The organism is Mucilaginibacter rubeus (genome assembly GCF_003286415.2).
GTDB classification, from domain to species: domain Bacteria; phylum Bacteroidota; class Bacteroidia; order Sphingobacteriales; family Sphingobacteriaceae; genus Mucilaginibacter; species Mucilaginibacter rubeus_A.
The window spans coordinates 6,766,911-6,782,296 of the sequence record NZ_CP043450.1 but is presented as its reverse complement, the minus strand read 5'-3'; the positions used below and the strand labels follow the sequence as shown (position 1 = coordinate 6,782,296).

Below are 15,386 nucleotides of genomic sequence, written 5' to 3'. Positions count from 1 at the left end.
GAGAGCTAAATGAACAAGGACTTGAACATCATTTGGCTTTTCTATTGCAATTTTAAATTGTTGTTCCTGTTTAAAATTGGCTTTGCTTTCTTCATGGTCAAATTCTAATACAGATGACAGGTAAATAATACCAGCCAGGAGTAGAAAGAAGCTAAACACTCTGTTTTTCACAACACAAATATAACTTATCGAAGTCAAATTTAGATCTAACAAAATTTATTAGCCTTAAAGGTGTTAAAATCTGTAGGCCAATATTGCGTAGCAGGTATGTCAGCTCCTCAATTCAGCTAATTTGGTTTTATTTCAAAGCGCCTTGTTGACATAGGCGTTTCAATATATGGGACGGTGGGTTTAAAAGGTTGTTAATTTATTATATAACGGCCAAGACACACAATTAACTGTTAGCCAGGACATTGTTAATGGAAGTCTTTATCGCCGTAACTTTCCATACTCCCTATCGCTTAATAACCCATTTTTATATGTTTTATAATTGCAAAACTGCTATTTATTTGCGAACCACTACGAAAACCGTAGCTGTTCGCAAATAAACGATAACCTATTGCAAATTCAATCTTAATACTAAGTTTGCATAACACTACACTATCCGTAGTAAAATGCAAATCAAAAATTCGACAACATCAAGCCCTTCTTATAATTATTTAGAAGGCTATTAAACCTTTCGTTTATATCCTAATATTTACTATATTTAACCAACGATTTAGAATCATTTATCCATTGCGTGATTCGTAAAGTAGTTGATTTTTTGAAAATATAATTATTTGAAATATAGGCAGTTATGAACGATGTTCATGACCCGTCCATTCCGCTAAATATTTTAACAAAACATCAAAAGGCCTTTAATCAATGATTAAGGGCCTTTTTGTTCCCATATACTTCAGACATCTTGCTAACACTTATACGATAGCCCCTAATTCCGCCGGGGTAATCATTGCACCATTTAAAACAATCCCAAATCAAAAAAGGGCATCAATCTACTGTTTTACTGATATTGATCTTTTTAAGATGAAGCTTGGACTTATCAGTGAGAAAATGCAGCAGATCTAAATAAAAGCAAATTCACCCTTATTGAAGATTTGAAACCCACAATTCTTTTCCTCAAATCCGATAGATTGACGAGAATAAAAGCATGTCACTTAACATCATATTTACTAAGCTTGCCCTGACGCCAGGTATAAACCTCATAATAATGTTTCCGGAAACCATTAACTTCTTCAATGAGATATTTGTCGGCCCCCTCAATAAGGGCTGTAACTTTTGGCCGGAAAACAGGCGGAAGTTCATTCAGTGTTATGGCATGTTCTACCTCAAAACCTTCGTCATATTCTAATTCGAGTTTAAAATCACTCTCTTTCCATTGAACACTGGTTTCCAAGCCTCCGGATATAGTAACGATGCTGATGCGCAAATTACCCGAAGCAATATCTCTAACTGCGCCATAAGTCATAAAACATCCCGAGATCACCATAGCTGCATATCCGATTTTTTGAAACAGTCGGTCACTGATTAGAGGCAGTACATATTTAACCGCGAAAGACGAAATAACTGCTGCAATCGCTATTATTACCCCATAGATAACCGAATTGTTAGTCAACAAGCCAAAAGAAGCATATAAACCCAGCTTAATCAGATGAAGGATAACTTCATTGGCAGCCCGGGTTGCCACAATCTCCTGTTTGGAAAGGCCATAAGTAAGATAAAAACGATTAAAGATAAGCCCAACTGCACCCGTTAAGCCCGAAACAAAGCCGGTAGCCAAACCTATTAACAATACTGCGACATTGCTTTGATGCTCCCGAACTTTAAGTACAGGTTGTTTTTTGAAAAGCGAAGAGAGGTTCCATAATAAAAATAAACCCAGCAATAATTGCAGAAATACAGGGTTTACATAGGTAAGTAACCACGCGCCAAGCCAAACTGTAGGAATAGCTGGAGGAATAAACCATTTGACCAAATCCCAACGTATTGATTTCCACATAACGGCTACCCTTGATAAGGAACTGGAAGCAGTACCGAGCGATAACGCGACAGGTATCTGCGCATTCGGAACTACCAAACCAAGAACAGGGATCAGGATCATGCTTGCTCCGCCGCCACAAACCGCGCTTAGTATAAAAGCCAGCAAGGCAATTATAAATAATAGAGAGATTGTCAGAGACATAACGCTAAAATAAGGGAAAGGATGCTGAAAAATGAATTTGATGAACGCAAAGTGATATTTCGTTCATCAACTACACCCACAGATTTTTTTTGAATTCCTCCTGACTGAATTATATCCCGTTTAATTTTATTTTTGATTGACTTGTATTTGCTTTTACAGGCTGATCAAAATCAGCCCGAAGCATTCGTTTTAGCTAAAACGGAATTTCAAATACGATCTGTCATTTTATGATTAAGGAGACTACATGAAGAAAATCGGATTTTTATCATTTGGACATTGGTCTGATCATCCTGCTTATAATACCCGTACGGCAGGTGACACATTGCTTCAATCCATTGATCTGGCTGTTGCAGCTGAGGAAATTGGCATTGATGGGGCATATTTCCGGGTGCATCATTTCGCGCGCCAATTAGCATCGCCCTTTCCACTACTTTCGGCTATTGGTGCTAAAACCAGTAAAATAGAAATTGGGACGGGCGTAATTGATATGCGATATGAAAATCCCTTGTACATGGCGGAGGATGCCGGCGCCGCCGATTTAATTTCGGGTGGACGATTACAATTAGGCATCAGCAGGGGTTCGCCGGAACAGGTGATCGATGGCTGGCGCTATTTCGGCTATGAACCGGCCGAAGGAGAAACCGATGCGGATATGGGACGTACCAAGGCCTTAGAGTTTCTGGATAAATTGAACGGTGACGGATTTGCTGAGCCTAATCCATACCCGATGTTTCCGAACCCTCCAGGCTTGTTGCGCTTAGAACCTTATTCTGAAGGGTTGCGCGAACGCATTTGGTGGGGAGCAGGCTCTAATGCAACAGCTATCTGGGCCGCCGAAAACGGCATGTACCTGCAAAGTTCTACCTTAAAAAATGATGAAAGCGGCAAACCCTTTCATATTCAGCAGGCAGAACAGATCAGGCTTTATAAAGAAGCCTGGAAAAAAGCAGGCCACGAAAGGGAGGCGAGGGCTTCGGTGAGTCGTTCCATTTTTGCCCTGGTAAACGATCAGGATAAGCAGTTATTCGGCCAGCAAACCAACAGTTCCGATAAGATCGGTTACATAGAAGCCAACAAACGTGCGATTTTTGGAAAAAGCTACGCTGCTGAACCAGATCAGCTGATCAAAGAATTAGCCCAGGATGAAGCTATCCAGGAAGCAGATACCTTACTATTGACAATACCTAACACGTTAGGGGTTGATTATAATGTGCACGTGCTATCTTCTATTTTAAAACACGTGGCACCCGGACTGGAATGGCGTTGATTTATCAATATCACCCCAACGGGCAAAAAGCATTGATCAATAAACCACTTCGATTGCTTAATTAAAAAGCAACGGAATAAAATCAATCTTAAAATTTCCATTAAATAAAAAAGGCCGGACAACTCTCGCAGTTATTCCGGCCCTACATCTACCTATGAAAAACAACCCTTTGAGAAGGGTAATAAGCTATATTCAAACGAGGTGCCAATCTTAAAAAATGCCTTCAATTGCCTAATTGGCAGCTTTTTAAAACACCAACCATCCTCAATGTGTAGAAATGACACCCTTAACCGGGAATTAATTTCCCAATGGTTAATTTTGGCAGATTTTTATTTAATTATCAGGCAATACATGTAGGGGCAATAAAAAAGGCCGGAACACTCTCGCAGTATTCCGGCCCTACATCTACCTATGAAAACAACCCTATGAGAAGGGTATTAATACTTATTCAAACCCAGTGCCAAATGGAAAACATGCACTCAAAAGCCCCAAAAAGCACTTCTTAAATTACATAGCATATAAAGTGTGTAAATACATTCCGTGGATAGTGGCGTTATTTTCCCAAAAGTTAAAATTCCTGGCTTGATCAATTCACAGACACTCCAAACCTATTATGTCACTTTTAGATAACCATTCTCACTGTCCACGTGCTGCCAAAGATTAACAGCTTAAACAATACTGCAAAAGCGATTTTTAAAAACTGGTAAATAAAAAAGGCCGAAACACTCTCGCAGTATTTCGGCCCTACATCTACCTATGAAAACAACCCTTTGAGAAGGGTATTAATACCTATCCAAACCCAATGCCAAATAACAAACACGCCTCTAATAGCCCCAAAAAGGCATTTTGACACGATAAACTATAAAAAGTGTGCAAATACATTCCGGGATTAGTGGCATTATTTTCCCAAAGGTTAAAATCTTTCACCCCGATCAATTTAAGGAACAATCTAAATCTGTAATATCGGCATTAAGCCCCTTTTGCGGTTTCATGTCGGCGAAAAAAAAGAATTAAGATCTTACCTAATACACAACAGTAAAATCATATTTTCAAAAGCGGTAAATAAAAAAGGTCGAAACACTCTCGCAGTATTTCGACCCTACATCTACCTATGAAAAACAACCCTTTGAGAAGGGTATTAATATTTATTCAAACGAAATGCCAATTGATAAATTGGGGCATATCAACTTAAAAAACAGCTTTTTAATATTGCCTATTCGTTAAAATGTAGAAATTTTACTCAAACATGGGCGCAATTTCCCCACCCTGGGAAATACACATATTTTTCAAACAATTTCACACTTTAAACACTTATACAGAAACCAACCCCTCTAAACTTTGTTAACCCAACTATGGACTATAATGTATATTTACTGGCAACCGATCCTCTAAACCCCTGCAGGGATGTGATCCACTCCAGGGATACACGGCTCAAGGTAAAAGTTTACTGCCTTGATGAGGAACGATTTAGTCCGGATGATAACGAGATACAGCTTTATGGCTATGCCGATCATAAGCTTTATGCCTTTGAAACTGTTAACGTTGAAGCCGAAGACGCGCTTGATTTAGTAGGCGCCATACAGTGGTATGCCAATTATATCGATTTCCCGAAGATGGAGATCCTGCCTGAAGACCCGCGGCCGCGTGCCCAATATCGCGATGTTAAGTAAATAACAACCTTAATATCTGTAAATCAGCATACTATTTTTATTTAAAATTTTATTTGGACAAATAAACACAACCTCCTATATTTGCAGTCCCAAAAGGAAGGGAGCTTAGCTCAGCTGGTTCAGAGCATCTGCCTTACAAGCAGAGGGTCACTGGTTCGAACCCAGTAGCTCCCACAGAAAGAAAGCCTAACAGCAATGTTGGGCTTTTTTATACTACTATCACCTGCAAATACTTTATAAAAGTTCTTGCATTATTTGGCAAAGTGAATTATCTTCGCCACTCGGTTTTACCAGCTAATGGTAACATCAAAAACAAAGGGAGCTTAGCTCAGCTGGTTCAGAGCATCTGCCTTACAAGCAGAGGGTCACTGGTTCGAACCCAGTAGTTCCCACAGAAAAAGCCTAACAGAAATGTTAGGCTTTTTTGTTTTAACCTAAGAAACTGTTTAAGTTTGATTTAGTTGTAGGGACGCATAATTGCGTCCCCCGCATGCATTTTACTATAGCAAGATGACATGCAAAGCTGCTTATCCTACAGGAAACGCTATTATGCGTCTCTACCTGAAAAAATCTTGAATCGTTTTTAAACAGGCTCTAACTACTGGCTAATATTTCTTACCCATATTTTAGTTTCGGCAGCTCAATATTCAAATACACCGCGCAAACGTTTGCTTATAACAAGAGGCTTTTAATGCCTTTTTATGCATGATATACGGCGCCTCTCCTAAATTTTTTTGATTAAAAAAACGCAAACGTTTGCCCCCCAATCATAGTGGCAAGCTTAATACACTTGTCAACGATCACTTTCCGCTTATATTTATGCTTATGAATTTCACACATCAAGCCTCAAGAATTACATTCCTGATATCTTTCCTTGCTATTTTTATTATGCTCAAATCAACAGCGCAAGTAACAAAAGCGCCAATAATGGGTTGGAGCAGCTGGAACAATTTTCGCGTTAATATTGATGAGCAAATGCTAAGGCAACAAGCTGATGCAATGATAACAAGCGGTTTGTATGATGCGGGATACCGCTTTATTAATATTGATGACGGTTACTTTGGAGGCCGCGACGCGAATGGGAAATTATTTGTAGACACCGGTAAATTCCCATCAGGAATGAAAGCACTTGTTGATTACATTCACTCTAAAAAACTTAAAGCAGGTATTTATACCGATGCGGGAAAAAACACCTGCGGTTCGATATGGGATAAGGATGAGAAAGGCGTAGGATCGGGAATATACGGACACATTGAACAAGATTGTAACCTGTTTTTTAAAGAGTGGGGCTTTAACTTTCTTAAAGTGGACTGGTGTGGAGGGGAAGTCTTGAAGCTTGATGAGCAAACAGAATACATGAAAATTATTTCGGCAACAAAAGCTATTGACAGCAATATTGTTTTCAACGTTTGCCGCTGGAAGTTTCCCGGAGAATGGGCCATCAACAAAGCGGATTCATGGAGAATATCCGGAGACATCAGCGCGAAGTTTTCGTCTATCCTCGCGATCATAGATATTGACACAGGATTAGATAAATATGCTTCATCCGGCCATTACAATGATATGGACATGCTGCAGGTAGGCCGGGGTATGAGCTATGACGAGGATAAAACTCATTTTTCTATGTGGTGTATGCTTAATTCGCCATTGCTGGCCGGAAACGACCTTCGCACCATGTCTAAACAAACCATCGACATACTTACAAACAAAGAAATAATCGCATTAAATCAAGATCCTGGCTTTAAGCAGGCGAAGAGGATATCTCAGGAAAACAATATTGATGTTTGGGTAAAGCCGCTGGGAGTAAATGGCGATAACTCGTGCGCCATTGCGATCATGAACCGCGGTGATCATGAAACCGCTTTCGATTTGTCGGCAGAAAAGGTTAACATCAATTCCAAAAGCAAACTGCGGGACTTATGGCTGCATAAAAACCTTGGGCAGATAGGCAGATCAAAAAAAATCACTATCCCCAAACACGGCGTTGTTGTTTTGCGAGTATCCCAAAACATATAACCGTTGTTACGTCCTAAGAATCGAAATCCATAAGTCAAGTTCCGCTATCAAGTGTAAATTCAAGAGGAAATGGTTAGAGGTGTAAAACGATCTATTAAAAGCCCCTATTCTTAAAATCAGAACATTTTAAGGCGATGATACTCAAAATCGCCGAATCCTTAACATGAAGATTACTGATAAATAACGGGACAGGCCTTTATATAACGCGTATCAGTCACCTGATACAGCAAAAAACGGGCGACCGCCTCGCGGCTAATGGTTAACCGAGGTTTCGGCTTTCCACTTAAACTAACTTTCACCGGTTTATTCCGATTGAGATTAACCAACCCAACCGGGCGAACCGCAGTCCATTCCAATCTGCTATCTGCCAGCAAATTTTCCTGCAGACCATGATCTGTGTAAGCTGGGCCTATATTACTGCGATCAATCAACCAGCGAAACCATCCGGGTATTTCCTGCCGCGACTCGTTAACTCCCCAGGCCGACGTAACGATGATCCGGCGTGGCGCTTCTTCCCCGAAAGAGATTATGTGCTTAATCGTTTCCGAAAGCAGGTCCACCGGCGTGCGGAGTTTTGCCCATGGCCAGTCCGATGTGCGGGATATATTCAACGTACTGATAATAGCCTCACAACCAAAAGCCGCCTCCTTTAACCGCTCCGCATTGGTAGGTAAACCCTCAAACAGATACAAAGCCGACGAGCTTGATTTTACTTTACTGCAGTCACGTACCAAAGCATGTACGATGTGACCTTCTGCAAGCGCCAAACGCAACAAATGTGCACCGGTACGACCGGTACCGCCCAGGATAAGGAGGATTGCCATGAAACTATAATTTTATGGGTGATTGTTACAGCATAGGTAAATATCGATAGAATTGTAAACTTTACCCCACAAAAAAGGGGCTGCCTCCGGCAGCCCCTTTTTAATAAACCAGGATTATCCTACAAATTCACCTCCGCTAATACCGGGAAATGATCTGATGGGAATTTACCATGGTAGCTGTCGCTCAAAATCCCCCATCTTTTAACATCCACTTTACCGGTTGTAAAAATATGATCGATTACACCGTTTGATTTTAAAGCCCTTCCAAATGAGTTAAAAGAGGCGTTAAACTCGTAAGGCTGGGCAGCCTGGCTGTAAGTATCAACCAAATAGTTTGAGGTGGCCAGACGCTGGTACCAGGTGCTGTTATGATCGCCATTCAAATCGCCGGTGAATATGGCATTTTCGTTGCCGGCAATTTCTTTGATCTTTTTCAGGATCAATTTACCACTTTCCTCTCGGGCTATTTTTCCCTGGTGATCAAAGTGCGCGTTAAAGAAATAGAATTTCTTCCTGCTTTCTTTATCCTGCAGGTATACCCATGAGCATATCCGGTTGCAGCAAGTCGCATCCCAGCCTAAACCCGGTTTATCAGGTGTTTCAGACAACCAGAAATCACCTTTCTTTAATAACACAAATCGGCTCTTTTTAAAGAAGATGGCCGAATGTTCGCCGGCATCCTTACCGTCATCCCTGCCTAAGCCATAACGCTCATATTCGGGCAGGGCATTATTTAAGTCATCCAACTGATTTTTTAACCCTTCCTGGGTTCCAAAAATATCAAACTGATGGAAACGGATCAGCGCGGCAGCAACCGGCGCACGGTTCACCCATAAATTGCCGGTATCCCTGGGGTTATCAAACCGTAAGTTGAAAGTACCTGCAATTAAATGTTGTGCATGGCCTTGCATACATACCAACGCAAATAATACGGCAAATAAATATTGTTTTATTTTCATGATTATCTATGTGTTTGATTATTGTTCCCAACCTGGGTTCTGACCTAATTTAGGGTTCTGAAGCCTGTCGGTTTCAGGGATAGGGTACAGGTAAAACTTGTTGTCCCATTTACGCTGAACGGTTGTTAACCAGGTAAGCTCATTATCGCTGCTAAGCCTTTGCGGATTTGCCGTACCGCCGGTTAAAGTAGCGGCAACGCTAACATAGGTTACACCCGAAACCTGGTTCGCCGGAAGCGTAGTATAAAAGCATACGTCAGGCTTACCATCTTCGTTCAAATCAAGCGGTACATCCAGTGCAGGCACATAGAATCCGTTCCAGGTTTGGTCCATCAGTTCGCCGCGTTTCCATCTTACAATATCATTGAACCTGAAACCTTCAAAGGCAAGCTCAATACCACGTTCACGCCTGATCTCTAATAAAGATGGATCGGAAATAGCCGGGAAGTAATTTGCTTGCAGGTATTTATCAGCAATAACCGGTTTGGTAGCTGTATTACCGGTTATGCCCGCCCTGCGGCGTAAAGCGCCAATGGTAAGGTTCCAGTCGGCATCGGTAAATGTACCCAGCTCGGCTTTTGCTTCAGCATAATTTAACAATACCTCGGCATAACGCATAAGTGGAATTGAGTTGGTATTGCGCGATCCGCCATCCATCGAGGCATCGTCCTGCGTTAATTTAATAGGCTGATAACCGGTATAGGTATATGAAAATACCGGAGGGGCGGCCTGTTGCGTTGCACCATTTAAACGGGTGTAATTACCCATACGGATAGTTTGCTGCAAACGCATGTCGCGGCCTTTTACCTCCTGTGCAAATGGCATAGTTTTATAGCCGGGCTTATCGGTAAACGGTGTGCCATCTATATTAAGATAGGTATTTACAAACGTACGGATAAAGCTTAACCTATCGCCGTAAGTGGCGCTGGTCCAATACCAGTTTGAATCGTTGAAGATACCCAGTGCAGGATCAGAAATTGCGGCAAGGATCACCTCCGATGCTACCGGAGCCTGGCTGGTGAACAATTGCCTGTATGCTTTATCGGTACCGCCTGCGGTGTTCAGACTAAAACCACCTTCGTTCATTACTTTTTGCGCGGCAGTAACACCCTGATTCAGCAAGCCATCAACCGATGCCTGTAAACCATACTCATCGTGGTATTTTCTGAAGGTGCCTTCAAACAAGCAAACCCTTGATTTAAACGCGTAAGCAGTGTACTTGGTAATAAGGCTCCTTGTATTGTCGGTAGTGTTAATATGCAAGCCTGCATAGTCAAGGTCGGCAAGTATCGAGTCGACAACAAGCGTTCTTTTGTCCCTGCCGTTATACAAGGCCGGATCATCAACCTTCATGGTTTTGCCAATCCATGGCACATCGCCAAAACGTTTCAGTTTATCAAAATAGAACCAGGCCCTGAAAAAGCGCGCCAAACCAATAAAATGCTGACGCTGATCAAGCGAGATAGACGGGTTTGTACAGTTTTCGATAAAATAATTAATGTTACGCAAGCCGCTCCAGCTCCAACCACTACTTTGTCTTGGGCCAAAGGCTCCCGGCCTTAAAAAATCCGGAACCGATGTCCTGGCGGCGTAATCGGCCATCGCGTCGCCGCGTACAGCATCGCCCGCGGTTGGCAGGATATCGTAAAATGAGTTGGCATATAGTTGCAGGCCGTTTATACTTCCAAAAACAGCGCTGTTGGTGGCGGTATCTTTTGGTACCTGGTCTAATTTTTTACAGCTAACTATAATCAAGCTTGCAAAAAGCATTGCTATGGCTAACTTAATGTGTGTTGCTTTTATGTGAAACATATGGAATGTCTTTAAAATTGTCGTCTGCTATTGATTAAAATGTTGCGGTGAAACCCAGGGTTACGCTCTTAAGTATCGGGTAGTTATTTCCGTTACCACTGTTACCATCGGTAAGTACCCTGTCAGATCCGTTGATGCTTTCAGGGTCGATATCTTTGGTAATTTTATAAAGCGGCGACCATGTTAACAGGTTCTCGCCCGAAAGGAATACACGGAAGTTGTTCAGCTTAATCTTCTGGATCAAACGCAATGGCAGGTTATAACCTATCTGTATGTTTTTCATGCGCAGGTAAGCCGCGTTTTGCAGGTATTTGGTTTGCGCCTGGGTTAACTCGCCCGAGCCATTTTGTGCCGAATAGCCACGGTACCTTGGGAAGTATGCATTAGGATTATCTTCTGACCAGATTTTACCCAATTGCGATTGCGGCACTTTATTATAAGGCCTGTTGTATTGTCCCCAGAAAACACTTGCTTCAGAGCCCGGATACCAGTCGCGTTTGGCAACGCCCTGGAAAAATGCCGAGAAGAAGAAGTTGTTCCAGTCGGCATCAACACCAATGCCATAAGTATACCTTGGTGTACTATTGCCTATAATGCGTTTATCACCAGGTTTATTTACAGTTTGATCGCCGTAGTCAATTACGCCATCGCCGTTCAAATCTTTAAACTTGATATCGCCCGGTAAAAGCTGCCCGGTAGTTGATGCTTTAATAAGGGTTTGTTTTGGCGAGTTGGCAATGTCCTGTGCAGATGTGAAATAGCCTGCTGTTTCAAATCCCCAGATCTCACCTACGGTTTGACCTGCGTAGTAATCATTCAAACGCTTATCCGGGTTATTGTATTTGGTGATTTTGGCTGTATAGTCGGCCAGGGTTAACCTCAGGCCATAGTTAAACGGTTTTGCTCCTGCATTAAACTTGTCGCGCCAGGTTACGGTTACTTCCCAGCCTTTTGTTTTCAGGTCGGCATAGTTTCCTTTAGGCACATCGGTACCAAAAACAGCCGGCAAGGTCATACCTACGGTAAACATGTTGGTAGTTCTGCGGATATAACCATCGGCAGAAATATTCAAACGGTTTTGCAGCATACCCAGATCCAAACCAAGGTTTTGGACGTTTGAGGTTTCCCATGTTAAACCATCTGGCAATACACCCGGCTGATTGGTTTTTTGAGGTAATACACCATTCAGGATCCTGCCCGATTTAGAAATACTGAATTTTTCCTGGAACGCGTATGAACCAATGCTACCATTACCCAACGAACCGTAAGAAGCCCTTACTTTTAAATTGGTGATCAAATCTTTCGATACCTTCCAGAATGGTTCATTGGAGATTTTCCAACCTCCGGAAACTGAAGGGAAGAAAGCATAACGCTGATCGGCAGGGAATTTTGACGAACCGTCATAACGGCCATCTACTTCAACAAGGTACCTGTCTTTAAATGAATAGTTTAAACGATAAAAGCCACCTACAATATCCCACTGGTCCCAGCCGCCTGCAGTGCTGATTGACTGGCCCAATGCCAGGTTAATATCCGTTGCATCGTCAAAAATTAAACCGTTACGCGTAACGTCCAGCGATTTTTTTGTTGATTGCTCGAAGTTAAAACCAGCCAATGCTTTGAAATAATGGCCGCCTTTCAATTTAGGCTCAAACTCGCCATAAGTGTTGGTGGCGATGTATTGGGTACTTTGGCTATAATTTTCAAGGTCATTATAGGCAGTACCTACGTATTCAATTACGCCCGGTTTACGGCTATAAGCAACAGGTACGCGTTTACGGGTTTGGCCGTTGTCGGTATTCTGAAACGTGAAATCGCCTTTAACACGGAATGTATTGTCAAAAAAACGGGCTGTGAAACCAGTGGTATTTCTAAACACCCTGTTATCAAAGTCGATGCCGTTTTTACCATAAAAATAATCACCTACCGAGTAAGCGGCAGAATAAGTAAGCGTACCGTCAGGATTAAATAAAGGCACCATGGTATGGCCCTCATCCTGAATATTTCTCCAGATACTACCACCTTCACCTACGTTTAACGGGTTATGGTATTTCATATTGGAGTAATCTGCGTTATTATAAAGGGTTAACCATGGATATACTTGTAATGATCCTTTAGCCCTTAGGTTATACATCCTGTAATCATCAGAATTATAGCGAAACAAACCATCCTGTGAATAGTAACGACCGGTGATCAGGAAGTCGGCTTTGTCACTGTTACCTGAGATAGCGATGTTATGTTCACGGGCTTCGTTATGATCCTTGTACAAAAGCTTATACCAATCGGTATTGCCATAATATTCATATTCGCCGGCGCTGTTAACTATTGTTGAAGGCAACGACGGATCAAGCGAATGCTTTCTGAGTTCTTCCAGGTAAGCCGGAGAAAACTTAACTGTTTTATTGATATTCTGTGGTGTTTGCGAATAATCATTCCATGCACTCCAGGCATCATTAAACATTTTAGCAAAGGTGTAGCCATCCGTAACAAACTTAGGCACGGTAGTAGGGCTTTTAATGGAGTGGTTAAATGAATAAGAAACAGATGTTTTGTCTGTAGATGGATTTTTAGTAGTGATGAGGATAACACCAAAAGCAGCCCTTGCGCCATATATAGAGGCCGAAGCCGCGTCTTTCAATACCGATATCGAAGCCACATCATTAGGGTTGATCCTGCTCGGATCGCCCTCAACACCATCAACCAAAACCAGCGCGTTTCCTCCCTGACCGATAGAGGTAGTACCCCTTACGTTGTACGTTGGCGATTGGATAGGCTTACCATCAAGCGGCACCAGGTTAAGGTTGGGGATAACCCCCTGTAAGCCCTGGGTTAAATTGGGCAATGAACGATTTTCAAGCACCTTTGAGGTAACCTGGTCAACAGCACCGGTAAGGTTCTGCTTCCGCTGTGTACCGTAGCCAACAACCAACACCTCATTCAATGTGCCTGATTGGGCCACCAATGTTATAGGTTTAAGCTGTGTAACCTCGCCCGATTTTATTTTAACTCCGGGAATTCTTTTCGTTTCGAACGAAATGAAACTTACCACCAGGGTATAATTTCCGTCATCGGCACTTATGGAAAAATCGCCGTTGATGTCGGCCTGTACACCTCTGCTGGCTTCCTGCAGCATAACGGTTGCGCCGGTTAATGGCACGCCTTTTTCATCAATAATTTTCCCGGTGATTTTACCTAAGGCAGGCTTTGGTGGTTCTTTTTTAAAAAGGGTAACGGTACCTGATATTTCTTCTTTAAAAGCGATATCGGTATTTTCAAAAAGACTTTTTAATATATCAGCTAAACGCTCGTTATTAAAAGACTGGTTTTTAACCTGCACATCGGCCAAAGCAAGTAGCTTGGGATCGTATGCAAATTCAACATTACCGGCAATTTCAATTTTTTTAACAGAACTTAATAAGGTTTCTTTTGCGAGGGAAACGCTAACACGTTTCTCAAAAACCTGTCCTGTACTTGGGGCGGCTATCAATACACCTGCGCCCGCGATAATAATGGTGTAAATCAGAAAAGTGATACGCATGGCTTTAGTTAAGCAACGTAAGTTTTTTTTCATACTTTTGAGTTCTTAGTGGATTTTTAACGGAGAAACTAAGGGCATAAGCAAATAGGGCTCAATCTATTAGCTTTGCAATCAATGGCCGGTTCTGCTACAGACCGGCTTCTTTTTTTTAATACATGGTTACATCATTATTTTTCCTCCTGCAGCTGTTTTTGTGGATGGAACATATTAGCTTCATGGTTTCATCAATTGTGCGCGAATGGCTGATGATGATATTGTATTTATAGGTATCTGTAAGCTTGTTTTTACTGGTGAGTTTTACCCCGTAGATGTTGTTGACGGTTAAGGCCAGCTCCTGGAAAGAAGCATTGCTGAGGGTGCTTTTACCCTCTACCCAACGCCTGCTTTTTTCGCCGTTATAGGCGCTCATGCCGTATGTGTGCTCCTGTAATGAATAGGTAGCCCTTTGGTTAGGCCCCAATACAGCCATTTTGCCTTGCTTATCGCTCACTTCTACATGGCCGGTGCGCAGGGTTACGGCTACGTAGTTTAACAATTTGTATGCTTTAACATTGAATGATGTACCCAGCACCTTGGTGGTTATGCTATTGGTAACTACAAGGAAAGGATGAGCCGGGTCGTGCTTTACTTCAAAATAAGCTTCGCCTTCATCCAGGTAAATATTACGGGTTGCCTTTTTCTCAAAACCATCAATAATCCGGATGCTCGACATGGCGTTGAGCCAAACGGTTGAACCATCAGGCAGCTCCAGCTTTTTCACCTGCCCTATGCCGGTTTTGAAAATGGCGTAGCTTGGCTTTTGCTGCTCCTGCTGTTGCTGCGCAATTTCCCGACGCACAAGCAGCCCTGCAATAGCCAACACAATAATTGCAGCGGCAGCCGCGTACCTGATAATATTTAACCTTCGTATTTTGGGAGGAGGGTTGCTGTTTACCCGTGCTCTCGTGTAGTTGTAGATCTCGCTTTTAAACTGCTGCTCTTGAGCGAAAGGCAGTGACTCATCAATATCATCATACGATTGATACCATTCATCAACCAGTTTCTGCTCCTGCTCGGTAGCTTTATTTTTAAGGTAGCGGTCAATTAATTTTTTAAGCTCCGACGAGTCCATTCAGTTTTGT

9 protein-coding genes and 2 tRNA genes are annotated in these 15,386 nt (G+C 42.2%); 5 read left to right on the top strand and 6 right to left on the bottom strand.

All coding sequences use genetic code 11. From position 1 onward, the window contains the following. Window positions 1-1,150: 1,150 nt before the first annotated feature. Window positions 1,151-2,179, bottom strand: coding sequence for a sulfite exporter TauE/SafE family protein (locus DEO27_RS27600; protein ID WP_112571285.1), 1,029 nt, complete (start codon window positions 2,177-2,179; stop codon window positions 1,151-1,153). Between the two features lie 244 nt (window positions 2,180-2,423). On the opposite strand from DEO27_RS27600, the gene DEO27_RS27595 reads away from it, so the two are divergent. From DEO27_RS27595 to DEO27_RS27575, 5 genes are all read left to right on the top strand, one after another. Then, on the top strand, window positions 2,424-3,446 hold the full coding sequence (locus DEO27_RS27595; RefSeq protein ID WP_112571287.1) for an LLM class flavin-dependent oxidoreductase: 1,023 nt from the start codon (window positions 2,424-2,426) through the stop codon (window positions 3,444-3,446). A gap of 1,352 nt (window positions 3,447-4,798) precedes the next feature. Continuing rightward, entirely contained in the window at window positions 4,799-5,116 is a 318-nt protein-coding gene (locus DEO27_RS27590) for a hypothetical protein (protein ID WP_112571290.1), read from the top strand. A 99-nt stretch (window positions 5,117-5,215) separates the two neighbouring features. Next, window positions 5,216-5,290, top strand: a tRNA-Val gene (locus DEO27_RS27585). 143 nt (window positions 5,291-5,433) lie between these two features. After that, window positions 5,434-5,508 (top strand) — tRNA-Val (locus DEO27_RS27580). 433 nt (window positions 5,509-5,941) lie between these two features. Continuing rightward, complete coding sequence (locus tag DEO27_RS27575) at window positions 5,942-7,132, top strand: glycoside hydrolase family 27 protein (RefSeq protein ID WP_223818072.1); 1,191 nt, start codon at window positions 5,942-5,944, stop codon at window positions 7,130-7,132. A gap of 170 nt (window positions 7,133-7,302) precedes the next feature. On the opposite strand, the gene DEO27_RS27570 is transcribed toward DEO27_RS27575, so the two are convergent. The 5 genes from DEO27_RS27570 to DEO27_RS27550 form a co-directional block, all read right to left on the bottom strand. Then, window positions 7,303-7,956, bottom strand: coding sequence for an NAD(P)-dependent oxidoreductase (locus tag DEO27_RS27570; protein WP_112571292.1), 654 nt, complete (start codon window positions 7,954-7,956; stop codon window positions 7,303-7,305). Between the two features lie 119 nt (window positions 7,957-8,075). Next, window positions 8,076-8,915 (bottom strand): endonuclease/exonuclease/phosphatase family protein, encoded by an 840-nt coding sequence (locus DEO27_RS27565; protein WP_112571294.1) that lies wholly within the window; start codon window positions 8,913-8,915, stop codon window positions 8,076-8,078. Between the two features lie 18 nt (window positions 8,916-8,933). Beyond that, a complete protein-coding gene (locus DEO27_RS27560) occupies window positions 8,934-10,727 on the bottom strand; it encodes a RagB/SusD family nutrient uptake outer membrane protein (RefSeq protein WP_112571296.1) in 1,794 nt (597 codons plus the stop codon). 34 nt (window positions 10,728-10,761) lie between these two features. Then, window positions 10,762-14,298 carry a SusC/RagA family TonB-linked outer membrane protein gene (locus tag DEO27_RS27555; RefSeq protein ID WP_112571298.1) on the bottom strand — a complete coding sequence of 1,179 codons (3,537 nt, stop codon included), beginning with the start codon at window positions 14,296-14,298 and terminating at the stop codon, window positions 10,762-10,764. A 115-nt stretch (window positions 14,299-14,413) separates the two neighbouring features. Next, window positions 14,414-15,376, bottom strand: a complete 963-nt coding sequence (locus DEO27_RS27550; protein WP_112571300.1) for a FecR family protein — start codon at window positions 15,374-15,376, stop codon at window positions 14,414-14,416. Window positions 15,377-15,386 lie beyond the last annotated feature (10 nt).

Coding starts and splice junctions, on each gene's coding strand:
- DEO27_RS27590 (WP_112571290.1), top strand. CDS start 4,799: ATGGACTATAATGTATATTTACTGGCAACCGATCCTCTAAACCCCTGC.
- DEO27_RS27560 (WP_112571296.1), bottom strand. CDS start 10,727: ATGTTTCACATAAAAGCAACACACATTAAGTTAGCCATAGCAATGCTT.
- DEO27_RS27570 (WP_112571292.1), bottom strand. CDS start 7,956: ATGGCAATCCTCCTTATCCTGGGCGGTACCGGTCGTACCGGTGCACAT.
- DEO27_RS27575 (WP_223818072.1), top strand. CDS start 5,942: ATGAATTTCACACATCAAGCCTCAAGAATTACATTCCTGATATCTTTC.
- DEO27_RS27565 (WP_112571294.1), bottom strand. CDS start 8,915: ATGAAAATAAAACAATATTTATTTGCCGTATTATTTGCGTTGGTATGT.
- DEO27_RS27550 (WP_112571300.1), bottom strand. CDS start 15,376: ATGGACTCGTCGGAGCTTAAAAAATTAATTGACCGCTACCTTAAAAAT.
- DEO27_RS27555 (WP_112571298.1), bottom strand. CDS start 14,298: ATGAAAAAAAACTTACGTTGCTTAACTAAAGCCATGCGTATCACTTTT.
- DEO27_RS27595 (WP_112571287.1), top strand. CDS start 2,424: ATGAAGAAAATCGGATTTTTATCATTTGGACATTGGTCTGATCATCCT.
- DEO27_RS27600 (WP_112571285.1), bottom strand. CDS start 2,179: ATGTCTCTGACAATCTCTCTATTATTTATAATTGCCTTGCTGGCTTTT.